The sequence below is a fragment of the Kitasatospora sp. NPDC085879 genome (assembly GCF_040686255.1).
Taxonomy (GTDB): Bacteria; Actinomycetota; Actinomycetes; order Streptomycetales; family Streptomycetaceae; genus Kitasatospora.
Window position 1 is genome coordinate 67,732 of the sequence record NZ_JBFBJZ010000004.1, and the last position, 23,594, is coordinate 91,325.

Sequence of the window (23,594 nt, forward strand, 5' to 3'; positions counted from 1 at the left end):
CCTGGCGCCGATCACCGGACGGGCGGAGGGCACAGGTGGCAGCGGAGCGCGGGCCGGCCGCGGGCGGGCGTGTCGTACGCAGGCCGCCCGGACGCAAGGCACAGATCCTGGCCGCCGCGGCCGGACAGTTCCACCGGCGCGGCTACCACCAGGTCTCCATGGCCGAACTCGCCGCCGAGGTGGGCATCACCGCACCCGCCCTCTACCGCCACTTCCGCAGCAAGCCGGAATTGCTGCTGCGCGCCGTCACCGCCGACCTGGACGCCCTGCACACCGCCGTCCGGGCCGGCACCGGCGGGACCGCCGACCTGTGCACCGCCCTCGCCGCGGCCGCCGTCGACCACCGCACCCTCGGCACCCTCTGGCATCGCGACGCCCGGCTGCTGCCACCCGCCCAGCGCGCCGCGCTGCGCCGCCGGCTGCGGGCCGACGTCCGCCGGATGACGGATGCACTGGCGGCTGCCCGCACCGAACTCACCGACGGGCAGGCCGAGTTCCTCTGCTGGTCGCTGCTCTCCGGCTACGGCAGCCTCTCGTACCACACCTTCGCGCCGCCCCGGCGGTGGTTCGAGAACCTGCTGCGGCGGATCGGCGCCGAGCTGCTCGCCGTCGAGCCGATCCCGCCGAGCGGCCTGCCCGCCGCCGCGCCCGCACCGTCGCCGGCCGACGGGTCGCGCCGCGAGGCGCTGCTCCAGGCCGCCGTCCGGCTGTTCCACGAGCGGGGCTTCGACAACGTCTCCACCGACCGGATCGGCGCCGCCGCCGGCATCTCCGGGCCCAGCGTCTACAAGCACTTCGCCACCAAGGCCGACCTGCTCGCCGCCGCCACCGTCCGCAGCCGCGAACGGCTCTGGCACGAGGTCGAAGGGGCGATCGCCGCAGGCGGCGGACCGGCCGGGGCGCTGGAGTCCGGCCTGCACGCCTACCTCGGCTTCGCCCGCCGCAACAGCCACTACCTCGGCGTGATGCTCAGCGAGACCGAGCGGCTCGACCCGCCCGACCGGCGGGCCGCCGTCGACTTCCGCCGGGACTTCCTGCGGGTCTGGGTCGGCCTGCTCCAGCAGGTCCGGCCCGACTACGACACCGCCGAGGCCAGGATCCGCGTCCACGCCATGTTCGCCGTCGTCAACGACGGTGTCCGGCACCGCCCCGGCGGCACCGGGCCCGCCGCCGGCCTGTTGGAACCCGCCGCCCGCGCCGTGCTCGGCCTGCCCGCGGCACCCCGGCCGTTCTCGGGAAAAGAGCTGGTCGGCGGATAGTCGTACTGGCAGAATCCGGGCTCATGTCCCAAGGTCTGCCGCCCGGCGAGAATCTGCGCACGACCGAGGTCGACCTCGGCGGGCTGGTGAGCGTCCTCGCCACCCATCTGTACTCCACCCCGCTGGTCGCCCTGCGCGAACTCGTCCAGAACGCCCACGACTCGCACACCCGCCGCCGCCTGGAGGACCCGGAGTGCGCCGACGCGCCGCTCATCCGGGTCCGCGGCGACGCCGCACGGCGCACCGTCGTCATCGAGGACACCGGCGCCGGCCTCACCGAACCCGAGATCCACGCCTACCTCGCCACCGTCGGCACCGGCTACACCCGGATGCTGCGCGACCTGACCGGCAACCAGGACCTCATCGGGGCCTTCGGACTCGGCTTCCTCTCCGCCTTCTCGGTCGCCGACGAGGTCACCGTCACCACCACCTCGCACCGCGAACCCGGACTCGGCCACCGCTACCGCAGCCGCGGCGGCGAGCAGTACGGCGTCGACCCCGTCGACCCCCGGCCCGCCCCCGGCACCGCCGTCGAACTCCTCCTCAAGGCCGAGCACGGCCACCTCGCCGACGAGGACGCCCTGCGCGAGGTCCTCGGCCGCTACTGCGTGCTGCTGCCGATCCCGGTGTACGTCGGCGACGACGAACACCCCGTCAACGACGTCCCGGTGCCCTGGCGGCAGAACGTCGACGGCGACCCGCACACCGCCCGGATGGCGTTCGCCTCCGCCTTCGGCCGCCGCTTCGAACCGCTCACCGCCTTCCCCGTCACCCCCGTCGAGGGCACCACCGACGCCGTCGGCCTGCTCTGGGTCCAGGACGGCGGCACCTACGGCTCCACCGACAACCGCGACCTCGCCGTCTACCTGCGCGGCATGCTCCTCGCCGACGACGCCCGCGACCTGCTGCCCGGCTGGGCCGGATTCATCGGCGGCGTCGTCGAGTCCAGCCGGCTCACCCCCACCGCCAGCCGCGAGGACCTCCAGCGCGACGAGCACTACCGCGCCCTCCAGAAGGCCCTCGCCGACGCCGTCGTCGACGGCCTCTACGAGACCGCCCGCCTGCACCCCGCCGCCTGGCGCCGCATCCTCGCCCGACACGGCCAGGACCTGCTCGGCGCCGCCCTCTGCGACGACCGCCTCCTCACCCTGCTCGCCGACGACGTCCCCGTCCCCACCTCCCAGGGCGACCTCACCGCCGGCGCCCTGCGCGCCGCCGGCCGCGGCGCCCTGCACGTCGCCCTCGGCAGCACCGGCGGCTTCGAGGAGATGCTCTACCGCGCCATGCAGGTGCCGATCGCCCGCGGCGACCGGTACGCCGTCCTGCCCTTCCTGCGGCGCTACGCCCAGCTCAAGGACTGCCGGATCGTCGAACTCGGCAGCGAGAGCGGCAACCGCGAACTCTTCCGCGACCCCGCCGAACCGCTCGCCGCCGAGGAGACCGCCTGGCTCACCGCCGCCCTCGCCGACGACGGCGAACAGCTCGTCCCCGCCCGCTTCGACCCGCCGGGGCTGCCGCTCGTCCTGGTGCCCGACCGCGAGGCCGAACTCAAGGCCCGCATCGAGGACGACCGGGCCGACTCCCGGATCCCGTTCGCGGCACTGCGGCTCGCCCGCGCCTTCACCGCCCGCACCGACGGCACCGTCAAGGCCCGGCTCTACCTCAACCTCGCCTCACCGGCCGTCCAGGACCTGCTCACCGCCTACCGCGCCGGGCACACCGGCAGCGCCACCGCCGCCGGGCTGCTCCGCTCGCTCAAGGTGATCATGGCCGCGGCGGGCGGCTCCGCCAACGGCGACCTCACCGCCGCACTCACCGGCATCGGCACCGCGGTCGCCGCACTGACCTGGTCACAGGGGGAGTAGCCCGCGCGCCCCTGACGGTTCACCGCCGGCGTCCCCGGGAGTGCACCGCCCGCGCCCCCGGCGGGTTGCCCGATCTTTCGTTCGCGAGGAGTTCACCGAATGACCACCGACATCTGGGCCTGGGTGCGGGACACCCACGAGCAGCTGGCCGAGGCGGGCCACCACCGGCTGGCCACCGCGCTGGTGGAGATCGCCGGGCACGCCGTCGAGGGCCGCAACGAGCAGCTCGACGCCATGTACCCGGAGGCGCTGGCCTCCGCCCGCGCCCTCGGCCTGCCCTGGGTCGAGGTGTTCCTGCGGCACTGGCGCATGCAGAACCTGCTGAACAAGCGCCACCAGGGCGAGGCCGCGATGGCCGAGGCCGTCGACCTGCTGGAGTTCGCGCACCGCGAGGAGACCGCCTCCTGCCCCCAGTCGGTCTGCGCCGTCCAGGACTTCACCATCTGCCACGCCCGGATCGACGGCCCGGGCTACGTGGCCGAGCGGCTCGCCGTACTGGACGAGACGCTGGCCCGGGTCGAGCCCGCCCGCGCCTGCTTCGACTGCCTGTCACGGGAGTACGCCGACACACTGGAGGACGACGACCGGCCGGCGGACGCCCTCGCGCACCTGGACCGTGCGCAGGCCCGGATCCAGGCGGCCGGCGAGCAGGTGTCGCTCGCCTTCGGGCACAGCCGGGCCGGCGCGCTGGTGAACCTCGGCCGCCCCGAGGACGCCCTGGCCGCGTACGACACCGCGGAGCGCGCCTACACCGCCCGCCACACGCTGGACGACGACGACCGGCGCAAGCTCGCCGTCGGCCGGGCCGTCGCACTCGCCGCCCTCGGCCGCACCGAGGAGGCACTGAAGCAGCTGCCGGACGGCGAGGAGGCCGACCGCTTCCCCGACATCCGGCACCGCTGGGCGGCCGCGGTGGAGAGCCTCGTCGAGGCCGGCGCCCTGCCGCACGGCGACCTCGACAACGACGCCGCGCTCGGCGTCCGACTCGCCCGCTGGGTCGGCTACCTGGACACCGCCGGCTCCCACCGGCCCTGCCTGGACCTGCTCCTGATCGCCGGCCGGCTGGCGGTCGCCCGCGGCGCCCGGACGGTCGCGCTCACCCTGGCCGCCACCGGCGAACGCAAGCTCGGACAGCTGCGCCGCACCGACGGCGTCGCCGACCGGCTCGCCGAGCTGCGGGCCGACGCCGAGGCCCTGCCGCTGCCCGGGGCGCCGGTGCCCGCCACCGAACTGCCGGAGTGGCTCGGCACCCGCCGCGTCACCTTCGAGCAGGCACTGGACCACTTCACCGCGGCGAGCGCCGAGTCGGCGGAGGCCGCCGCCATGCTGGTGCTCCAGCGGGCCCGGGCGCTGGACGCGCTCGGCCACCCGCGGGCCGCCGCGGACCTGCTCTGGGCCCGCCTGGACGAGGACCCGTCGGACGAGGACCTGCCGGGCATGCTCGGCCAGGTCCTGATCGACGCGGAGGACGGCGAGGGCGTCCGCCGGCTCGCCGACCGGCTGATGCCCGCCAACCCCTCCGAGGCGCACTGGATCCGGGCCCGCTGGGCCGCCGCCGAGGGCCGCTGGGAGGAGGTCGGCGAGCACTGCGACGGCGTCCTCGCACACGAGCCGGAGGCCCTGAACACCCGTCGGCTGGCCGCCACCGCGGCGACCCGCCTCGGCGACCACACCCGCGCCCAGCGGCTGTACCAGGAACTGCTGGAGCACGCGCTGCCCGCCGGCGAGGCCGACGAGGCCGAGGAGCACCGCACCGTCCAGGAGCCCGACCTGTGGCACCTGATCACCGCCGCGACCGCCAACCGGGACTGGGCGGTCGTCCGCAGCACCGGCGCGCTGATCGGCATCGGGTTCGACACCGACGAGGGCCCGGTGGACGAGGAGTGGCAGACGGTCACCGTCCGCACCACCCGGGCCAACGGGGCGAGCGTCGACCTGCCCGCGGTGCGCACCGGCCCGGCCACCGCGCGGATCCTGCCGGTGCTCGGCGACGACGTCCCGCTCAACCACCGCGACGTCGTGGTCTTCGGCCCGGCCGTGCTCAACGAGCGCCCCGCCGACGAGTCCGAGCGGGACACCTGGCGCCCGGTCTTCCGCCAGCTGACCCTGCTCGACCCGGCCGGCTACACCACGCACTGGGTGGACGGCGCCTGGCCCGGCGAGGACGCCTGGTTCGCGCTCCGCGAGGCGCTCGCCGAGGAGGGCTACGGGCTGTGGGCGTACAGCGGCGACCAGTACGCCGTCACCGACCCGGCCGCCGAGGACGGCAGCCTGCCCGGCATCTACGCCGCCCTCGGCGTGCCGCCGACCGCCGGCACCGCGGACGCCGACGCGCTGCTGCAGCGGCTGACCGCCGACTGGGAGCACCCGCTGAGCTGGCTCGACCTGGCACGGGCCGCCGGGGCCGACACCACCCGGCACGAGGAGACCGTCCGCCGCTACGGGCTCTGACCAGGGCGCGGCCCCCGACGACCCCGGGCGGCTCCCGGCCCACCGGCCGGGAGCCGCCCGGCGGGCCGCCGGTCCGTGATGTCGGTCACGGCGGTCCGTTCGCACCGCCCCGGACATGTGCGTCCGCGCGTCCGATCGGGCAAGGTGGGGCGCAGGATCGGAGCGTGGCCGGCGCGGCCACCAGGGGCGGCGAGGAGTGGCGGACGTGCCGAAGCGGGGCCGACCGGGCGGCGGCAAGAAGGCCAGGGGCGGCCGCAGGACCGCACCCGCCGCGCCCCCTGCGGACCGCGCCCCGGAGCGGGCCGCCCGCAGGCCGTCCGCGTCCCCCACCGAGGGCCTGCTCGGGCCCGCCGCGCCCGCCCGGCCACCGCAGACCGCGGTGCCGCTCGCCCCACCGCCCCCACCCACCGAGGGCCTGCTCGCGCCCGCCGCCGGCCCCGAGGACACCCTCACCCCGGAGGACTGGCGCGCCGCCGGCTACACCCCGGCGCACGGCGTCGACCTCTCCGAGCTGCGGGCCGGCGCACCCGGCGCCGCGCCCTGGCCGGACCGGATGCGCACCCTGCTGCGCACCCCGATGACCGAGCGGCCCGCCTTCGAGCGGACCCCGCGCGACCTGCACCCCTCGGCCGCCCGGCACGTCCCCCGGGTGCTCGACCTCACGCTGCGGATCGGCGAACTGCTGCTCGCCAGCGGCGAGGCCGCCGAGGACGTCGAGGCGGCTATGCTCGGCATCGCGCACGCCTACCGGCTGGACCACTGCGAGCCGCAGGTCACCTTCACACTGATCTCCATCTCGTACCACCCGTCGCTGATCGACCCGCCGGTCAGCGCCGCCCGCACCGTCCGCCGGCGCACATCGGACTACACCCGGCTCGCCGCCGTGCACCGGCTGGTCGCCGACATCACCGCGGAGAAGATCCCGGTCAACGACGCCTACCGGCGGCTCGCCCTGATCCGCCGCAACCGGCACCCCTACCCGGTCTGGCTGCTGGCGCTGGCCACCGGCCTGCTGGCCGGGGCGGCGACCTTCCTGGTCGGCGGGCGGGTCGACGCCAAGGCCTGGCTGGTCTTCGCCGGCGCCTTCGTCGCCGCGGTGGTCGGCGACCGACTGGCCTCGCTGATCGCCCGCCGCGGGCTGCCGGAGGTCTACCAGTTCGTGGTCGCGGCGACGCCCGCCGCATTCATCGGCATCGTGCTCTCCTTCAACGACCTGCACCTGCGCGGCTCGGTGGTGATCACCGGCGGCCTGTTCGCGCTGCTGCCCGGCCGGGCGATGGTCGCCGCCGTCCAGGACGGCCTGACCGGCTTCTACATCACCGCCGCCGCCCGCCTGCTGGAGGTGCTCTACCTGATCGCCGGCATCGTGATCGGCGTGATGTCGGTGCTCTACCTCGGCGTCAACTACAACGCCAAGCTCCGGCCCGACGAGTCCATCGGCGGCACCGTCGACCCGCCGATCCAGCTGCTCGCCGCGATGGTGCTGGCGCTGGCCTTCGCGGTGCTGCTGCAGACCGAGCGGCGGACCCTGCCGATGGCCGTGGTGATGAGCGGCATCGGCTGGTCGACGTACGGCGTGCTGACCAACGCCGGGGTCTCGCCGATCGCTGCGACCGGCATCGCGGCCGGCCTGGTCGGCCTGTTCGGCCAGCTGACGGCCCGCTACCGGCGCGCCTCGGCGCTGCCCTACGTGACGGCGGCGATCGGCCCGCTGATGCCCGGTTCGGCGCTGTACCTCGGCATGCTGGCCTTCGCCCAGGGACATGCCAGTGCCGGACTGGTCTCCGTCACCCGGGCCGCCGCGTTGGCGATGGCGCTGGCGATCGGCGTCAACCTGGGAGGCGAGGTCGCCCGGCTCTTCCTCAAGACCCCCGGCGCGACCGAGCCGCTCGCGCCCCACCTGCTCGTCCCCCGCCGGGCGGCCAAACGCACCCGCGGCTTCTGACCGGTCGTTTGGCCCGTCGAAGCCCCGCTGCACCACCCGAGAACGAAGGCACCACCCGTGATCAACGACCTGCTGGACGGCTACCGCGAACACATCGTCGACGCGCACAAGCAGCCGCTCTTCCTGCTGCTCGTCGGCTTCGTCGTGTCGTTCGTCGGCATCCGGTTCAGCGTGCGGATGATCCGCGCCCAGGTGCGCTGGTGGCCGGGCAACATCACCCCGGGCGGGCTGCACATCCACCACATGGTCTTCGGCCTGGGCTTCCTGCTGGTCGGCGGCATCGGCGTGTTCGCCACCAACGGCGGCCACCCGTGGATCGACTGGTTCGGCCTGTGCTTCGGCATCGGCTGCGGCCTCGTGCTCGACGAGTTCGCGCTGATCCTGCACCTGGACGACGTCTACTGGAGCGAACAGGGCCGCACCTCGGTGGACGCCGTCGTCCTGGGCCTGCTCGGAACGGCGCTGCTGCTCACCGGCTACGTGCCGCTCGGCGTCGTCCCGGGCCAGTCCTCGCCGATGGAGCAGGGCCGGTGGGGCCTGGTCGCGGTGATCTCGGTGAACGCCCTGGTCTCGGTGATCGCCCTGCTCAAGGGCAAGTTCTGGACCGGCCTGCTCGGCATCATGGTGCCCGGCCTGGCCTGGGTCGGAGCCGTTCGACTGGCCCGGCCCGGCAGCCCCTGGGCCCGCTGGAACTACACCACCCGGCCGCGCCGCATGCAGCGCGCCCTGCGCCGCGAGCGGCGGCTGCACACCCGCGCCGACCGGGCCCGCACCTGGCTGTTCGACCTGATCGCCGGCGCCCCGGACAAGGTGCCGGCACACCACACCGCCACCCACCGGGTCGCCGAGCGGATGGCCGCCCGGGCCACCGCCCACCTCGACGCCCAGCACGCCCGGGCGCTCGCCCGCCGCTCGGCCCGGCTCGCCGACCGCCGCGCCGCCGCCCTGGCCGCCCGCCGCCCCGGCGGGCCCGCCGCGCAGCCCGGTGCCCACCCGGCCGCCGGCCCGGAACCGGAGCGCCAGGCGCTGGCGCACGCCCGCCGCCGGACCGTCCGGGCCGGCCGCCAGCGGGTGTACGCCGCCCGCCCGGCCGCCGCGGAGACCCCCGAGCCCTACACCCCCTACCGGCACCCGAAGCTGCCGCACCCCCAGCCACGCCGGCCGGTCTGACCGGGCACCCGAGCCCACCGGGCCGCGACCGGGCGGGTCAGACCGCGACCGGGGTGCGGGCGGCGAGCTCCGCCAGCCGGCGCGGACCGTCGGTGCTCGGCTCCCACCCGAGCTCACGGCGGGCCCGGGCGGTGGACATCCGCAGATTCGTGGCGAGCATGCAGGCCGCCAGCGGCGCAGGCCGGAACAGCCAGCGCGGCACACTCATCGGCCTCGGCGCCCCGAACGCCTCGGCGACCGCCCGGACGTGGGTGCCGAAGCCGAGCGGCAGGTCGTCGGCGATGTTGTAGGCCCGGTCGTCGCCGCCCTTCTCCAGGGCGAGGACGATCGCCCGCGCCGCGTCGTCGACGTCCACCCACGACAGCTTCCGGCCGTGGTCCGGGGCGACCGGCAGCGCCCGGCGACGCAGCAGCGGCAGCAGGGCGGTGTCGCTGACGCCCTCGCCGTAGAACAGGCCGTACCGCAGGCTCACCGCGGACAGCCCGTCGGCGGCGAAGGCGAGGTCCTCCTTGGCCCGCATCGCGTCCACGTGCGCCCGCTCGCGCGGGTCGGCGACGCGCGGGCCGTACTCGTCCCGGCCCTCCTCCAACGGGCGGTCGCCGTGCTCCCCGTACCCGTAGCCGAACATCATGGTCTCCAGGACGATCCGCCGGGCCCCGACCTCCCGTGCCGCCTTCAGCAGGTTGACGGTGCCGCCGGTGCGCAGGGCGTCGGTGCCGGCCATGTCCCGGTGCCGCATCATCGACCGGCCCTGGAGCGCGGTCGCGGCGTGCACCACCGCGTCGAAGGACTGCCCGCGGACCGCCCGCAGCACCGCCTCGCGGTCCAGCAGGTCGGCCCGGAGGGTGTTCGCCGGGCCGCGGCCGAGACCGGCGACCTCGTGCCCGGCCGCGGTCAGCTCCCGGACGGCCTTCCGCCCGAGCACCCCGCTCGCTCCCGCCAGGAGAATCCTCATCGCGCTGCTCCCTCCGTCCCGGCGCCGCCCCTGTCGCGGTGCCGTACCAGACGGACGGCGCAGCCCCCGGGAACGTGACAGCACCCGGAGAACGGCACGGGTGACAGGCCGGAACGCGGCCCGGAGGACGGCCCGGACGACGCGTCCCGGACCGGCGGAAAAACCGGATGCCCGCCCCCCCGGACCCGCCGTACGGTGGCCGGATGAGCAAGGACGCACCGGCCGGCATCGAGATCCGGGCCGTCACCGAGGACGAACTCCCGCTGTGGGACCGCGCCGTCGCCCGCGGCTTCCTCCGCCCCCACCTCGACGAGGGCACCGATTACCGGCGGCTCACCTTCGAGCCCGGCCGCTTCCTCGGCGCCTTCGACCCGCACGACCCGAGCCGCTGCGTGGCCACCTTCCGCAGCTTCGACACCGAGCTCACGATGCCCGGCGGCGCCCTGCTGCCGGTCGACGCGATCACCGCCGTCACGGTCAACTCCACGCACCGCCGCCGCGGCGTCCTCAGCCGGATGATGGCGCAGGACCTCGCCGCCGCGAAGGAACGCGGCAGCGCCGCGGCGATCCTGATCGCCGCCGAGCACCCCATCTACGGCCGGTACGGCTTCGGCCCCGCCACCCGCGCCCACGCCTGGACGGTCGACCTGAGCCGCGGCGGGATCCGCCCCGACCTGCCGGCCTCCGGCGGCCGCACCGACTTCGTCACCATGGCCGAGGCCCGCAAGCACGGCGCCGAACTGCACGAGCGCTGGCGCCGCACCCAGCCCGGCGCGATCGGCCGCAGCGACACCTGGTGGCGGCTGCACCACGGCGACGTCACCCTGCCCGGCTACGACTGGAAGGAGCCCTTCGTCGCACTGCACCGCGACGCGCAGGGCACCGTCACCGGGCTGATCGCCTACACCGTGGAAGACCTGTGGGAGGCCAACCTCCCGAACTGCACCCTCACCGTCCTCGACTTCCTGGCGCTCGACCGGGAGGCGGCCGTCGCACTGTGGCGCCTCGCCTTCTCGGTGGACTGGGTGCGCAAGGTCGCGATCGGCAACCTCGGGCCCGACGACCTGCTGCCGCTGCTGCTCACCGACCCGCGCGCGGCCGTGCTCGGCCAGGACAGCTCCGACTTCCTCTGGCTGCGGCTGCTCGACGTGCCCGCCGCCTTCGCCGCCCGCACCTACCGGGCACCGGGCCGGCTCGTCCTGGAGGTCGCCGACCCGGACGGCTGGGCGGCCGGCCGCTGGGCGCTGGAGGCCGCCGCCGACGGCACCGGGCGCTGCGTCCCCACCGAGGACGACGCCGACCTCGCCCTGGACGCGGCGGCGCTCGCCTCGCTCCACCTCGGCACCGGGTCCGCCGTCCGGCTGGCCGCCGCCGGCCTGCTGACCGAGCTGACGCCGGGCGCGGCCGACCGCGCCGACCTGGTGCTGCGCACCGCCGTCCAGGCCTGGAACCCGGACCTGTTCTGAACGCCCGGCCGCCGGTCGGCCGCCCGCGGCTCAGGTCGCGGTGCGGCCGATCGTCGGCAGGATGAAGTCGTGGATCAGGCCCTTCACGTCCCGCACCAGCGGGCGGAACACCCGGTAGCGGGAGAGCACGACCACCTTGGCGACCATCGGCGTGGACCGGCGGACGAACTCGCGGGTCCGCTCCTGGCCGGGCGTGTGGTCGAAGACCCAGTACAGCACGATGATCATCAGGTGCAGCCAGAGCAGCTCCGGCAGCAGCTCGGCCAGTTCCTTGTCCAACTTGGACGCGATGTCGGAGCCGGTCAGCACGTCCCGGAAGAGCCCGACGGCGGTGGCCCGGGCGCGGTGCGACTCGTTGGCGAACGGGCTGAGCGAGCTGTTCGGGTCGGCCGCGGTGCGGAAGAACTGCGCGGCGAACTCGTGGTACGGCGCGGCGCAGTCCAGCCAGGAGGCGAGCGCCAGGTACAGCCGGTCGGCGAACTCGGTGTGGCCCTCCATCCGCCGGGCGGCGTCCACCGCGTGCTCGACCGTCATGCCGTCGTAGAACCCCTGGATCAGGAATTCCTTCGACTCGAAGTAGTAGTAGGCGTTGCCCACCGAGATCCCGGCCTCGGCCGCGATCGCGCGCATGGTGGTCTTCTCGTAGCCGCGCTCCTGGAACAGGCGCATCGCGGTGTCGAGGATCAGCGCACGGGTCTGCTCGCTCTTGCCGGTCTTGGGGCGCGCCCGGCCGCCCGGCAGCTCCGCGCCGAGCGCGGGTTCCTGGGCGCTCTCGTCCATGCTGCGGGTGCCGCCCTTCTGCTCGTCCACGGCCCTGAGCCTAGCCGGGCACGCAGGGTCCCCCGCCCGGGGTCGGCCGACGCGGGCCGGGCCGGGCCGTACCGGATCTCCCCTCCGCACCCGGTACGGCACCCGCCACCGCATATTTCGAACGTGTTCAAAATATGCTCCCGGGAGACTCTAGAGGCGGCCCCGCCCGACTTCAAGCCGGCCCGCCCGATCCACGCCCGCACAACGGCGGGTCGCGGCCGCACCGACTGTGAAAGGCTCGGGACCATGACCGCAGAGATCACCGTCCGCGACGGCGGCCCGGCCGACGCGCCCGCCGTCGCCGCCCTGCACGCCGACAGCTGGCGGACGGCCTACACCGGACTCGTCCCCGCCGAGGCACTGGGCGACGGTCTGCCCGCCCAGCGCCGGGAGATCTGGGAACTGCGCCTCACCGCCGACTACGGCGATCCCGCACACACCCCCACCCTGCTGCTCGCCGAGGAGGCCGGGAACGGACCGGTCGGCTTCGCCTACCTGGTGCCCGAACCCGACGGCCGCGTCCTGCTCGACAACCTGCACGTCCGCCCCGGACGCACCGGCGGCGGCATCGGCGCCCTGCTGCTGCGCACCGCACTCCGCCGCACCGCGCCCGCCGTGCTCCGCCTGGAGGTGCTGCGCGACAACCACCGCGCGATCGCCTTCTACGAGCGCGAGGGCGGGATCCGCACCGACGAGCGCACCGCCGAGTTCCCCGGCGGACACGAGGTCACCGAGTACGAGTACAGCTGGCCGCAGCCCGCTCACCGGTCGTAGACCGTCACGGCCACCCCGCGATCGGCCAGTCGGGCGCGGACCAGCGGCTCCACCCGCTCCCACCGGCCGCCGGCCAGCCCGCAGCCGATCCGCGGCATGTGCGCCGACGCCCCGAGCCGCGCGGCGTGGCCGGCGAGCGCGGCCAGGCCCGCGTCGATCGCCTCGTACCGCACCGGCACGCCGGTGGAGCGGCCCGTCCTGATGCCGCGCTGGCCGACGATGTTCGCCACCCAGACGTACCTCTCCACCTGGACCAGCTGCACCGCGCCGAGCCCGAAGTCGTTCCGCGCCCGCCCGCGGTGCCAGGCCCGGTACGCGGCCTCCGGCTCCGGCCAGCGCCGCGACAGCGCCAGCACGAAGCCCTTGCCCCAGCCGCCCAGGTCGTTGCAGACATGGGCGATCACCTTGACCCCGGCGCCCTGCGGCGCACTGGCGTCCCCGCGCAGGTACGTGATCTCAGCCCCCATGGCCGCGACGCTAGCGCCCGGCACCGACAGCGGGCAGCCGATTTCGTGGGGGACGGCCCGGCCGCTCGGGCGGGGTCAGTCCATGGCCGGGACGGGCCGGCGGGCTGGGGAGTCCCCGTCCGGGGCCGCGTCGCCCGGCTCGCGGAGCAGACGGGCCCCGGAAGCGGCGACGAGCAGGGCGGTGGCCGCCGCGGCGGCCGGGACGAGATAGCCGGTGCCGGCGGGAGCGTGCTGGGCGACCACGCCGCCGAGGGCCGAGCCGGCCGAGACGCCGACCAGGATCGCCGAGACCGACGCGGCCATCGCCTCGTTCAGCCGGCCGGCCGGGAGCAGCCGCTGAACCAGCGTCATCCCGCTGACCATGGTCGGCGCGGTGCCCGAACCCGCCAGGAACAGCGCCGCCGCCAGCACCGCCGGCCCCGCGCCGGACAGCCCGGCCGCAGCCGGCAGGAGCATCAGGGCGGCCATCGCGGCGACCCCGCCGAGCAGCCGGGCGACCGGGCCGCGGCGTGGCCGCAGCAACCCGAACACCAGCCCCGAGACGCAGGACCCGGCCGCCACCAGCCCCAGCAGCAACCCGGCGAGCGAGCCGTGCCCGGTCGCGTCGGTGTAGGCGATCGTGGTGACGTCCATCGAGCCGAACACCACCCCGGTGGCGAGGAACATCGGCAGCAGCACCCACAGCCCGCCGCGCCCGCCCGCCGCGCGGCCGGCAGTCGCGGCCTCCGGCAGGACGGGCGCGGCCGGCGGCTCGGTGCCGCGCTGCGCGGCGAGCAGCAGCACGCCGGTCGCGCCGAACACCGCCGAGGCCACCAGCCCGGCCTCCGGGACGAGTGCACGGCAGAGCAGCACCGCCAGCACCGGGCCGAACATGAAGCACAGCTCGTCCAGGGCCTGTTCGAAGGAGTTGGCGAGGTGCCGGCCGGCCTCGTCGGTCCGCAGCAGGTGCGCCCAGCGGGCCCGGACCATCCCGCCCACATTGGGCACGGTCGAGGAGCACGCCCAGCACAGGAACAGCGTCCAGTCGGGCGCCCCGAACCGGACGCAGAGCAGCAGCCCGGCCATCGGCAGCCCGGCGGCCAGCACCGCGGGCACGGCGACCCGGGCCTGCCCGTGCCGGTCGACCAGGCGGCCGAGCAGCGGCAGTCCGACGGCGAGGGTGGCCAGCCCGGCGGCGGAGACGGCGCCGGCCAGGGCGTACGAGCCGCGCCGCTCGGCGATCAGGACGACGGCGGACACCCCGGCCATCGACATGGCGAGGCGCGCCAGCAGCCCGGTGAGGGTGAAGGCGAGCGCCCCGGGCAGGGCGAGGATGCGACGGTACGAGGCGAACACGGGACTCCCGGCAGAGGATCGGCGACCCCGCCAGCCTCGCGGCGGGGACGGCGCCCGGTCCAACACCTGTTCGGCCCGATCCACGCATTCCTGTTGTCAATCCGGGGCCGGGTGCCTACGCTGCGGTGATCATGCCCCAGGACCTGCACCCCCGACTGCTGCGCGGCTTCGTCACGACCGCCGAGACCCTGCACTTCGGTCGGGCGGCGGCCCTGCTGCACATCGCCCAGCAGGCGCTCAGCCGGGACGTCCGCGCGCTGGAGCGGCAGTTGGGCGAGGTGCTGTTCCACCGCACCACCCGCAGCGTGCTGCTCACCCCGGCCGGGGAGGCCCTCCTGCCGCAGGCCCGCCGGCTGCTGGCCCTGCACGACGAGATCGTCTCCGCCGTCCGGGCCCGGCCGCTGCTGGTCGACCTCGGCAACGACATCGACGGCGCCGACCTGACCCCCGACCGGCTGCTCGCCGCGGCCCGCACCGCCGTGCCGGAGGCCGAACTGCTCGCCCGCTTCCACGGCGGACTGGCCGCCGCGGCGGCCGAGTTGCTCGCCCACCGGCTCGACGTGGCGTTCGGCCGGTGGGCCGGGCTCCCGCCCCGGGTGCGCACCCAACTCGTCCACGTGCCGGTGCGATTGGAGCCGATGGCGGTCTTCCTGCCGGCCGACCACCCGCTGGCCGGCCGTCCGGAGGTGCCGCTGGCGGCCCTGGCGGGCCACCCCGTGGACGTCCTCACGGGCAATCCGGCGACCACCGAGTGGACCGACCTCGGGCTGCAACTGCTCGCCGCGCACGGCCTGGTGGCGGCGCCCGGGCACGCCCCGCCGATCGGCGTCCCGGAGCTCGCCCGCTATCTCGCCCGGCACCGCGAACCGGTGCTCACCGCCGTCGGCGGGCCCGAGGTGCCGGGCTGTGTCACCCGGCCGCTGGTCGACCCGGTGCCGCTCAGCCTGGTGGGCCTGGTCCACCGGCCCGGCCTGCGCCACCCGGGGCTGGCCGCACTGCTCACGGCCGCCGCGGAACTGGGCCGCGACGAGGGCTGGTTGCGCCGCCCGCCGGGCAGTTGGCTGCCGGCGGAGGACGCCGCGGCGCTGCCCGGGTGAGCGGCCGGCTGCCCGGCTACTTGTCGGCGATCAGGGTGCCGGCCGCGCCCCAGCTGTCGGCCGGGACCTCGTGGATCCACACCTGGACGCTCTCGGCGGGGATCTCGTAGGCGTCGACGAAGGCGTCGGTGATCCTGCGGACGAGCTCGCGCTTCAGCTCGACGGTGCGGGGGCCCTGCTGCACGGTGACGATGGGCACGGTGACTCCTCGGCTCGCGCCGTCCGGTGCGGTGTCTCCGCCCGGTCCGGCGTCCTGGAGAGAGTCCACACCCGCGGGCCGGTCGCGACCCAGACCCGATCGGCTCTGACAGCGATCACGGATCCTGATCGTCCCAGGTCAAGGCGTGTGTGGCGAGGTCCGGTCGGCCCGGCAGGCGTCGATCAGCAGCCGCGGCGGCCGGGTGCCGTGCCGGACGGCCAGCGCGGTCGGCAAGGCGAGGCGGGGCGTGCGCAGCGGGCGGAATGCGACCCGGCCCGGCAGCATCATCCGGGCGTTCTCCGCGTAGACCACCGTCCAGGTGGCCGGGCCGGAGCCGACGGCGGCAAGGGTGTCCTGCAGCGTGCCGGAGGCCGGACCGGGGACCGGTTCGAAGCCGGCCTCGCGGCAGGCGGCCGTCACCAGGTCGACCAGGGCCGGGTGGTTGCGCCGCTCGGTGAGCCGCAGTGGGAGGGCCGCCAGATCGGCGAGGTCGAGGGCGTCCTGCCGGGCCAGCGGGTGCCGGGCGGGCAGGGCGACGGTCAACTCGTCCTCCCAGAGCGGGAGGTAGCGCAGGTCGCCGTCCGGCTCGGGCGGGATGCCGCGGACGAACGCGGCGTCCAGCCGGCCGTCGGCGAGCCGGGCCAGCCGTTCGGCCGCAGGCAGGGCGCGGAGTTCCACCGCGACGCCGGGGGCGTGCCGCTCGTAGGCGTCGAGGATGCGGTCCAGGCGGGCGCCGAGGCCGGTGACGGTGCCGAGGCGGAGGCGGTCGGGGGCGGTGAGGGAGGCCGCGAGGGCGCGGGCGGCCTGTTCGGCGTCCAGCACCGCGCGGGCCGCGGGCAGGAAGCGCTCACCGCTCGGGGTGAGCCGTACGTGGCGGGGCGAGCGGTCGAACAGCTCGACCTTCAACTCCCGTTCCAGCCGTCGCACCTGCTGGCTGACGGCGGGCTGCCCGAGCAGCAGCCGCTCGGCCGCCCGGCCGAAGTGCAGTTCCTCGGCGACGGCGACGAAGCAGTGCAACTGCCGCAGTTCCATGGCCACCCCCCGGTCGACCTGCGACTCTAGCCGACGGCCGCACCCGCCGGGCCCGGCCCGGACACGGCGGCGCCCCCGCCGGCGAGGTCGGCGGGGGCGTGGCCGGGATGCTGCGAACCGTGCTGCCGTCAGGCGGACTTGACGGCCGAGATGTCGAAGGTGAGCTTGACCTTCTCGCCGATCAGCACACCGCCGGTCTCCAGCGCGGCGTTGTAGGTGAGGCCCCACTCGGTGCGGTCGACGGTGGTGCGGCCCTCGAAGCCGACCCGGTCGGCGCCGTACGGGTCGGTGGCGTGACCCGTGTAGTCGAGGTCGAGGACGACCGGCTTGGTGACGTCCTTGATGGTGAGCTCACCGGTCATCCGGTAGCTGTCCTCGCCGATCCGCTCGGCGGAGGTCGAGCGGAAGCGGATCTCCGGGTACGTCTCGGCGGCGAAGAAGTCGCCGGTGCGCAGGTGCTCGTCGCGCTGGGCCTGGTTGGTGTCCACGCTCGCGACCTTGATCACCAGCTCGGCGGAGGAGTTGCCCGGCTCGGCGCCGTCCAGCTTGAGCTTGCCGTCGTACTCGGTGAACTCGCCGCGGACGTTGGTGACCATCGCGTGGCGTACCGCGAAGCCGATCCGGCTGTGCGCCGGGTCGACGGCCCACTCGCCGCTCAGGTGGCCCAGGGTGGGGCCGGCGACGGGGGTGGTGACGGCGGTGGCGGTGTCGTTGCGGCGGCTGAAGATGCCCATGGCTTGCTCCTCGATCGTGAAGCCAATTGTTTAGGCTTCAACTTGTTGGCTCCACCATAACCCCATCTGGTTCAAAGTTCAACCATCGATTCCGGGGGCGGTCCCGGGAAGCCCGGAAACCGCCCCCGACCTGCCCGGGAACCTCAGGCGCCGGCCAGGTCCACCAGCTCGAAGGCCGTCCGGCCGTCGATCGTCTCCCGGATGATGTCCGCGTGGCCGGCGTGCCGACCCTGCTCCTGGATCAGGTGCAGCAGCACCCAGCGCGCCGTCCGCCGGCTGTTCGGCGGGAACCACGGCGCCTGCGGCAGCGGGAAGTCGACCTCCAGGCTCGGCAGCGACCGGACGATCTCCTCCGTCTCCGCCGCCACCCGCTCGAGCTCCTTCAGCCAGTACTCCACCGTCTCGCCCTCGCCCAGGCGGTACTCCGCCGCCCAGTCCTTCGGGCCGTCCTCGCCCCGCCCCATCAGCTGCTCGACGATCCAGTACCGCTCGGTGCGGGCCGCGTGCCGCAGCAGCACCACCAGCGACAGGCTGCTCACGGTGGGCGTGGCGGCCGCCTGCTCCTCGGTCAGCCCCAGCACGGCGCGCCGCAGGCCGCCGCGCTGTGCGGCCAGGAAGGACAGCAGGGCGTCGCGCTCGTCGGTCTCCGCGTTCACCAGGGTCGGCATGCCGGCCACCTCTCGTCGCCTCCGCCGGGCTCTCCGGCTTCGGTAGGACCGACGCTATCGACCAATCAGGTCAGGTTCGGTCCTCAATGGCGGAGGGGGCGGCCCGGTTAAGGTGAACCGGTCGGCCCACGGAGGTTCACCCATGGACGCGCTGCACGCGCTCTGGCAGGACGGCGGCCGGCTCGCCCTCTGGGCCGAGAGCGAGGCCGCCTACCGGGACCGGCCGGCCACCCCCGCCCGGCCCGGCTCCGGCCCCGCCGCCCACCCCTTCGCCCTCCCCGCCGCCGGCACCGCCCGACTGCTCGCCGGACTCGGCCCCGGCCCCGGCTGGCTGGCCGGCCAGGCCGCCGAACGCTGGACCACCCTGCACCTGCCCTCGCTAGGCGGCGCCCCCGCAGCCTCCCCCCAACTGCCCGCCGGCACCCGGCCGCAGGGCGCCGCCCCCACCCCCTGGCGAGTGCCCGTCCTCGTCCTCGAAGGCCCGCACACCGCCCAACTGCTCGGCGCCCTCTTCGACCCGCACCGCGCCCTCGCGCACTGCCAGCCCGACGACGGCCCGCCCACCGAACTCGCCCAGGGCACTTCGCTGCGCTGGCTCACCGCCGTGCACGACCTCGCCTGGCGGATGGTCGGCCGCGGCCGCGTCCTGCCCGCCCTCCAGGACACCGGCGGCACCCCGTACGCCCGCTGGCGGCCCGCACCCGACACCGAGGACCGTGCCGAGGCCGCCGCCCTCGCCGCCGGCTGCCCCCGCGTCTGCCTCGCCGCCGACCCGGCCGCCGCCGCGGGCCGCCGCCGCGCCGACACCCTGCTCGCCGACGTCCTCGACACCCTCACCGACCTGGAGGCCCGGGCCGCCCTCGCCGACCTGCCGCCCCCGCCCGGCGACGACCCCTGGCTGACCGCCCTGCACGCCGGCGACGGCCGCCTCGCCACCGCCCCCGAAGGCCTCGCCGAACGGCTCGCCGCCTGGCACGCCCGGGTGCCCGCCGACCCCGCCGCCCGACTCGTCCTGCGCCTCGCCGAACCCCTCGGACCGGCCGCCGACGACACCCGCCCGGACGACCCCGGCAGCGACCCGGACGCCGGCCCGGACGATGACTGGCGGCTCGACCTGCTGCTCCAGGCCACCGACCGGCCGTCCCTGCTCGTCCCCGCCGCCGAACTGTGGACCGAGGGCCCCGCCCACGCCGCACTCGCCCGCACCGTCCCGCATCCCACCGCCGCCCTCGCCGCCGAACTCGACCGGGCCGCCCTGCTCCACCCGGCCCTGCGCGCCACCGCCCGCGAGATCCGCCCCACCGGCCTCACCCTCGACCGCGAGGGCGCCCTCGCCTTCCTCCGCGACGCAGCCCCCGCCCTCCGGGACGCCGGATTCGGCATCCTGCTGCCCGCCTGGTGGCAGCAGCGCCGCCCCCGGCTCGGACTCGTCCTCACCGCCCGCAGCGGCACCCCCGGCGCCGTCGAACAGCCCGCTCGCATCGACCGCGACGACGTCCTCGCCTTCCGCTGGCAGCCCGCCCTAGGCGACACCGTCCTCACCGAGGACGAACTCGCCGAACTCGCCGCCGCCCAACAGGGACTCGTCCGGCTCCGCGGCCGCTGGACGGAGGTCGACACCGCCCAGATCCGCGCCGCCCACGCCTTCCTCGCCCGGCACGCCACCGGCACCCTCGACCGTGCCGACCTGCTCCGGCTCGCCCTCGACGACACCGCGCACATCGCCGGACTGCCCGTCACCGCCGTCCACGCCGACGGCCCGATCGGCGACCTGCTGGCCGGCCGCGCCGGCACCGACCCCACCGACGCCGCCACGGCCGCCCCACCCGGATTCCACGGCGAACTCCGGCCCTACCAGCGGCGCGGCGCCGCCTGGCTGCACGCCCTCGGCCGGCTCGGCCTCGGCGCCGTCCTCGCCGACGACATGGGCCTCGGGAAGACCGTGCAGACCCTCGCCCTGCTCGCCCGCGAACACGCCGAGGGCGCCACCGGCCCCACCCTGCTGGTCTGCCCGACCTCCATGCTCGGCACCTGGCAGCGGGAGGCCGCCCGGTTCACCCCCGGCCTGCGCGTCCGCCTCCACCACGGCCCGGAACGCGGCACCGCCCGAACCGCCGCGACCGGCGCCGACCTGGTCGTCACCAGCTACGGCACCGTCCAGCGCGACGCCGCCGACCTCGCCGGCGTCCGCTGGCGGCGGATCGTCGCCGACGAGGCACAGGCCGTCAAGAACACCGCCACCGACCGCTCCCGCGCCCTGCGCGCCCTGCCCTCCGGCCCGCGGATCGCCCTCACCGGCACCCCCGTCGAGAACCGGCTCGCCGAACTCCACGCCGTCCTCGACTTCGCCAACCCGGGGCTCTTCGGCAGCGCCGAGTCCTTCCGCGAACGCTTCGCCGTCCCCGTCGAGCAGAACGCCAACCCGGCCGCCGCCGAACGGCTGCGCCGCCTCGCCGGGCCCTTCCTGCTGCGCCGGGTCAAGAACGACCCCACGATCGCCCTCGACCTGCCCGAGAAGCAGGAGTTCACCGTCGCGTGCGGCCTCACCGCCGAACAGGCCGGCCTCTACCGGGCCGTGGTCGCGGACCTGCTGCAGCGGGTCGACGGCATCCGCGGCGTCGAACGCAAGGGCGCGGTGCTGTCCGCGCTCGGCCGGCTCAAGCAGGTCTGCAACCACCCGGCCCAACTCGTCCACGACCGCGGCCCGCTGGCCGGCCGCTCGGGCAAGATCGACCGACTGGAGGAGATCCTCGCCGCGGCCCTCGCCGCCGGCGACCGCACCCTCGTCTTCAGCCAGTACACCGAGTTCACCGCCCGGCTCCGCCCCCACCTCGCGGAACGGCTCGGAACCGAGGTCCTCCACCTGCACGGCGGCGTGCCGCCCACCGAACGCGACCGGCTCGTCCGGCGCTTCCAACAGCCGGACGGACCAGGGGTGTTCCTGCTCTCGCTGCGGGCCGGCGGCACCGGACTCACCCTCACCGCGGCCAACCAGGTCGTCCACCTCGACCGGTGGTGGAACCCTGCCGTCGAGGACCAGGCCACCGACCGGGCCCACCGGATCGGCCAGCGCCGCACCGTGCAGGTCCGCCGGCTGGTGTGCACCGGCACCGTCGAGGAACGGATCGCCGACCTCGTCGAAGCCAAGCGCACCCTGGCCGGCACGGTCGTCGGCGAGGGCGAGCAGTGGCTCACCGAACTCTCCGCCGACACCCTGCGCGACCTGCTCACCCTCTCCGCCGACGCCACCGGAGCCTGACCGCCGTGACCACCGAACAGCCCCCCGCGGGGCGGCCCACCACCGCCGGAGTCGACCGAGCCTTCTGGGAAGGCGACTTCACCCTCCGCGCCGACGAGGACGACCGGCCGCCCGCCCCCGCACTCGACCCGCTCGGGCCGTCCGGCACCACCGTGCGCGGCCGCGACCTCGCCGACCTCCTCGCCCCCGCCTATCGGCGGTTCACCGGAGCCGACTGACCGGACCGGACCGAACCGCCCCGTCCCGTCCCGTCCCGTCCCGCCACCGGATGTCACGTTTCCCCGGGCTGCGCCGTCCACCCTCCGACAACGGCGCGACGACCCAGGAGGAACCGGCCATGACCCGCATCCCGCTCACCCCGCCCCGCACCCTGCTCAACCGCATCGGCGCCTGGTACTCGCGACGGACGTACGGCAAGGTCCTCGACCCCGGGCTCGCCCTCGGCCACAACAGCCGGGTGCTGCTCTCCTTCGTCCGGCTGGAGCGCGGCGTCGCCCGCTGGAACGCCCTCGACCCCGGCCTCAAGCACCTCGCCGCGATGGCCGGCGCGGCCCGGATCAACTGCTCCTGGTGCCTCGACTTCGGCCACTGGGCCGCCGCCGACGGACTCGGCCTGCCGCTCGACAAGATCGCCCTGGTGCCGCAGTGGCGGCAGCACACCGAGGCGTTCACCGAGCTCGAACAGCAGGTGATGGCCTACGCCGAGGCGATGACCGAGACCGAACCCGCCGTCACCGAACAACTCGCCGCCACCCTGCTCGCCCGGCTCGGCGAGGCCGCCTTCGTCGAACTCACCGCCGTCGTCGCACTGGAGAACTTCCGCTCCCGCATCAACAGCGCCTTCGGACTGACCAGCCAGGGCTTCGCCGAGGCCTGCGCCGTCCCGGCCCGGTCGTAGCGGGTCCGCCCCGCACCGCGAAAACCCGCTGCGGGGCCCGGCGGCAGGCTGACAGGGTGGGCCGGTGACCGAACTGCGCCAGATCCGTGCCGACTTCGACGAGCGCACCATCACCGTGTACCAGGCGTACGCGCCGGCGATCGCCGGCCCGGCCGTCGCCGCCGGACGGTTCGTGGAGCCCTTCTCCCGGGGCCGGATGACCTGGATCAAGCCGTCCTTCCGATGGCTGATGCACCGCAGCAACTGGGCTCGCAAGCCCGGGCAGGAACGGGTGCTGGCCGTCCGGATCACCCGCGAGGGCTGGGAGCGCGCACTGGCCGAGGCCGCCCTGACCACCGGCGATCCGGCCGCGCTCGCCGAGGCGGCGGTGCACGTCCAGTGGGACCCGGAACGGTCCGCCGCGGGCGCCGCGCTCAACCACTACAGCATCCAGGTCGGCGTGGGCCGCGCCCTGATCGGCACCTTCGTCGACGAGTGGACGGTCTCGGTCACCGACCTGACCCCCCAGGTGCACCGGATCTCCGGGCTGATCCGGGCCGGCCGCAACGCCCAGGCCGTCCGGCTGCTGCCGCCCGAGCGGCCCTACCCGCTGGCCCCCGAACTGGCCGGCCGACTGGGGATGGCGCCGCGCCGCTGACCGGTGCGCCGCTGTGCTGCTCTTCCGTACGGGCCGCAGGCCGTTTCAGTCCGCGGCGCGGCCCGTACCGGTGACCGCGGCGAAGTCGGCCACGAACCGGCCGAGCAGGCGGGCCAGGACCTCCCGGTCCTCCGGGCTCCAGCCGGCCGTCGCCTCGGCGACCACCGCGCGCCGGAAGGCGTCCACCCGCTCCAGCACCGCCCGGCCCTCCGGGGTGAGCCGCAGCAGCGAACGGCGGCCGTCCGCCTGGTCCGCCTCGCGCCGCAGCAGCCCCGCGGCCAGCGCCTGCGCGGTGAGCCGGCTGGCCCGCGGCTGGTCGATGCCGAGCGCCGAGGCCAGCCCGGTGACGGTCGGCACCGCGGCGGCCGCCACCGCGTCCAGCAGCAGCACCACGCCGTCCGGGGGCGCTGCCGCCGAGACCTCGCCGGGCCGCCCGGCCCCCGCCCGGTGCGCCGCCAGCCGCGCGAGCGCCCGCCGGGACTGGCTGCGCCGCAGTGCCACCAGCGCGCGGGCGATCCCGGCGACCTCCGGGCCGCCCGCCGACAGGTCCTCGGGAAGGTGCTTGCCGTCCAT

At 75.7% G+C, this 23,594-nt stretch carries 21 protein-coding genes; 12 read left to right on the forward strand and 9 right to left on the reverse strand.

The genetic code is table 11. The features are described 5' to 3' along the window. Window positions 1-35: 35 nt before the first annotated feature. The 5 genes from AB0P35_RS04830 (at window position 36) to AB0P35_RS04850 (ending at window position 8,690) form a co-directional block, all read left to right on the forward strand. Window positions 36-1,259, forward strand: coding sequence for a helix-turn-helix domain-containing protein (locus tag AB0P35_RS04830; protein ID WP_363506521.1), 1,224 nt, complete (start codon window positions 36-38; stop codon window positions 1,257-1,259). Window positions 1,260-1,282: 23 nt separating this feature from the next. Further along, window positions 1,283-3,124 (forward strand): ATP-binding protein, encoded by a 1,842-nt coding sequence (locus AB0P35_RS04835; RefSeq protein ID WP_363506524.1) that lies wholly within the window; start codon window positions 1,283-1,285, stop codon window positions 3,122-3,124. A gap of 99 nt (window positions 3,125-3,223) precedes the next feature. Next, window positions 3,224-5,575, forward strand: a complete 2,352-nt coding sequence (locus AB0P35_RS04840; RefSeq protein WP_363506527.1) for a hypothetical protein — start codon at window positions 3,224-3,226, stop codon at window positions 5,573-5,575. A 205-nt stretch (window positions 5,576-5,780) separates the two neighbouring features. Then, window positions 5,781-7,520, forward strand: a complete 1,740-nt coding sequence (locus AB0P35_RS04845; protein WP_257019141.1) for a threonine/serine exporter family protein — start codon at window positions 5,781-5,783, stop codon at window positions 7,518-7,520. A 57-nt stretch (window positions 7,521-7,577) separates the two neighbouring features. Beyond that, complete coding sequence (locus AB0P35_RS04850; protein ID WP_363506530.1) at window positions 7,578-8,690, forward strand: hypothetical protein; 1,113 nt, start codon at window positions 7,578-7,580, stop codon at window positions 8,688-8,690. Between the two features lie 37 nt (window positions 8,691-8,727). Here the strand turns inward: AB0P35_RS04850 and AB0P35_RS04855 are convergent, their stop codons facing one another. After that, window positions 8,728-9,645, reverse strand: coding sequence for an NAD(P)-dependent oxidoreductase (locus tag AB0P35_RS04855; protein ID WP_363506533.1), 918 nt, complete (start codon window positions 9,643-9,645; stop codon window positions 8,728-8,730). Window positions 9,646-9,848: 203 nt separating this feature from the next. Here AB0P35_RS04855 and AB0P35_RS04860 point away from each other — a divergent pair, with 203 nt between their 5' ends. Beyond that, the gene (locus AB0P35_RS04860) at window positions 9,849-11,111 is read left to right on the forward strand and encodes a GNAT family N-acetyltransferase (protein ID WP_363506535.1); all 1,263 of its coding nucleotides are present in this window, start codon (window positions 9,849-9,851) and stop codon (window positions 11,109-11,111) included. Window positions 11,112-11,141: 30 nt separating this feature from the next. Here the strand turns inward: AB0P35_RS04860 and AB0P35_RS04865 are convergent, their stop codons facing one another. Beyond that, the gene (locus AB0P35_RS04865; RefSeq protein ID WP_257019142.1) at window positions 11,142-11,921 is read right to left on the reverse strand and encodes a TetR family transcriptional regulator; all 780 of its coding nucleotides are present in this window, start codon (window positions 11,919-11,921) and stop codon (window positions 11,142-11,144) included. Window positions 11,922-12,167: 246 nt separating this feature from the next. Here AB0P35_RS04865 and AB0P35_RS04870 point away from each other — a divergent pair, with 246 nt between their 5' ends. Continuing rightward, the gene (locus AB0P35_RS04870) at window positions 12,168-12,695 is read left to right on the forward strand and encodes a GNAT family N-acetyltransferase (RefSeq protein WP_363506539.1); all 528 of its coding nucleotides are present in this window, start codon (window positions 12,168-12,170) and stop codon (window positions 12,693-12,695) included. Here AB0P35_RS04870 and AB0P35_RS04875 read toward each other — a convergent pair. Beyond that, window positions 12,683-13,162, reverse strand: a complete 480-nt coding sequence (locus AB0P35_RS04875) for an Appr-1-p processing protein (protein WP_363506542.1) — start codon at window positions 13,160-13,162, stop codon at window positions 12,683-12,685. The genes AB0P35_RS04870 and AB0P35_RS04875 overlap by 13 nt on opposite strands. Window positions 13,163-13,237: 75 nt before the next feature. Then, window positions 13,238-14,497 (reverse strand): MFS transporter, encoded by a 1,260-nt coding sequence (locus AB0P35_RS04880; protein WP_363506545.1) that lies wholly within the window; start codon window positions 14,495-14,497, stop codon window positions 13,238-13,240. Between the two features lie 131 nt (window positions 14,498-14,628). Here AB0P35_RS04880 and AB0P35_RS04885 point away from each other — a divergent pair, with 131 nt between their 5' ends. Further along, the gene (locus AB0P35_RS04885; protein ID WP_363506548.1) at window positions 14,629-15,594 is read left to right on the forward strand and encodes a LysR family transcriptional regulator; all 966 of its coding nucleotides are present in this window, start codon (window positions 14,629-14,631) and stop codon (window positions 15,592-15,594) included. 16 nt (window positions 15,595-15,610) lie between these two features. Here the strand turns inward: AB0P35_RS04885 and dmpI are convergent, their stop codons facing one another. From dmpI to AB0P35_RS04905, 4 genes are all read right to left on the reverse strand, one after another. Then, a complete protein-coding gene (gene dmpI, locus AB0P35_RS04890) occupies window positions 15,611-15,862 on the reverse strand; it encodes a 4-oxalocrotonate tautomerase DmpI (protein WP_363506551.1) in 252 nt (83 codons plus the stop codon). A 69-nt stretch (window positions 15,863-15,931) separates the two neighbouring features. Next, entirely contained in the window at window positions 15,932-16,825 is an 894-nt protein-coding gene (locus AB0P35_RS04895; protein ID WP_363506554.1) for a LysR substrate-binding domain-containing protein, read from the reverse strand. Between the two features lie 128 nt (window positions 16,826-16,953). Beyond that, window positions 16,954-17,559, reverse strand: a complete 606-nt coding sequence (locus tag AB0P35_RS04900) for a YceI family protein (RefSeq protein WP_363506557.1) — start codon at window positions 17,557-17,559, stop codon at window positions 16,954-16,956. Between the two features lie 143 nt (window positions 17,560-17,702). Next, a complete protein-coding gene (locus tag AB0P35_RS04905; protein WP_363506560.1) occupies window positions 17,703-18,227 on the reverse strand; it encodes a DUF664 domain-containing protein in 525 nt (174 codons plus the stop codon). 142 nt (window positions 18,228-18,369) lie between these two features. On the opposite strand from AB0P35_RS04905, the gene AB0P35_RS04910 reads away from it, so the two are divergent. The 4 genes from AB0P35_RS04910 (at window position 18,370) to AB0P35_RS04925 (ending at window position 23,021) form a co-directional block, all read left to right on the forward strand. Continuing rightward, a complete protein-coding gene (locus AB0P35_RS04910; RefSeq protein WP_363506562.1) occupies window positions 18,370-21,486 on the forward strand; it encodes a DEAD/DEAH box helicase in 3,117 nt (1,038 codons plus the stop codon). A gap of 5 nt (window positions 21,487-21,491) precedes the next feature. After that, on the forward strand, window positions 21,492-21,704 hold the full coding sequence (locus tag AB0P35_RS04915; protein WP_363506564.1) for a hypothetical protein: 213 nt from the start codon (window positions 21,492-21,494) through the stop codon (window positions 21,702-21,704). Between the two features lie 119 nt (window positions 21,705-21,823). Then, window positions 21,824-22,384 carry a carboxymuconolactone decarboxylase family protein gene (locus tag AB0P35_RS04920; RefSeq protein ID WP_363506567.1) on the forward strand — a complete coding sequence of 187 codons (561 nt, stop codon included), beginning with the start codon at window positions 21,824-21,826 and terminating at the stop codon, window positions 22,382-22,384. A gap of 64 nt (window positions 22,385-22,448) precedes the next feature. After that, the gene (locus AB0P35_RS04925; RefSeq protein WP_095874196.1) at window positions 22,449-23,021 is read left to right on the forward strand and encodes a DUF4291 domain-containing protein; all 573 of its coding nucleotides are present in this window, start codon (window positions 22,449-22,451) and stop codon (window positions 23,019-23,021) included. A gap of 45 nt (window positions 23,022-23,066) precedes the next feature. Here the strand turns inward: AB0P35_RS04925 and AB0P35_RS04930 are convergent, their stop codons facing one another. Further along, the gene (locus tag AB0P35_RS04930; RefSeq protein WP_363506570.1) at window positions 23,067-23,594 is read right to left on the reverse strand and encodes a MarR family winged helix-turn-helix transcriptional regulator; all 528 of its coding nucleotides are present in this window, start codon (window positions 23,592-23,594) and stop codon (window positions 23,067-23,069) included.

Coding starts and splice junctions, on each gene's coding strand:
- AB0P35_RS04855 (WP_363506533.1), bottom strand. CDS start 9,645: ATGAGGATTCTCCTGGCGGGAGCGAGCGGGGTGCTCGGGCGGAAGGCC.
- AB0P35_RS04885 (WP_363506548.1), top strand. CDS start 14,629: ATGCCCCAGGACCTGCACCCCCGACTGCTGCGCGGCTTCGTCACGACC.
- AB0P35_RS04900 (WP_363506557.1), bottom strand. CDS start 17,559: ATGGGCATCTTCAGCCGCCGCAACGACACCGCCACCGCCGTCACCACC.
- AB0P35_RS04920 (WP_363506567.1), top strand. CDS start 21,824: ATGACCCGCATCCCGCTCACCCCGCCCCGCACCCTGCTCAACCGCATC.
- AB0P35_RS04875 (WP_363506542.1), bottom strand. CDS start 13,162: ATGGGGGCTGAGATCACGTACCTGCGCGGGGACGCCAGTGCGCCGCAG.
- AB0P35_RS04905 (WP_363506560.1), bottom strand. CDS start 18,227: ATGCCGACCCTGGTGAACGCGGAGACCGACGAGCGCGACGCCCTGCTG.
- AB0P35_RS04930 (WP_363506570.1), bottom strand. CDS start 23,594: ATGGACGGCAAGCACCTTCCCGAGGACCTGTCGGCGGGCGGCCCGGAG.
- AB0P35_RS04870 (WP_363506539.1), top strand. CDS start 12,168: ATGACCGCAGAGATCACCGTCCGCGACGGCGGCCCGGCCGACGCGCCC.
- AB0P35_RS04835 (WP_363506524.1), top strand. CDS start 1,283: ATGTCCCAAGGTCTGCCGCCCGGCGAGAATCTGCGCACGACCGAGGTC.
- AB0P35_RS04910 (WP_363506562.1), top strand. CDS start 18,370: ATGGACGCGCTGCACGCGCTCTGGCAGGACGGCGGCCGGCTCGCCCTC.
- AB0P35_RS04860 (WP_363506535.1), top strand. CDS start 9,849: ATGAGCAAGGACGCACCGGCCGGCATCGAGATCCGGGCCGTCACCGAG.
- AB0P35_RS04895 (WP_363506554.1), bottom strand. CDS start 16,825: ATGGAACTGCGGCAGTTGCACTGCTTCGTCGCCGTCGCCGAGGAACTG.
- AB0P35_RS04840 (WP_363506527.1), top strand. CDS start 3,224: ATGACCACCGACATCTGGGCCTGGGTGCGGGACACCCACGAGCAGCTG.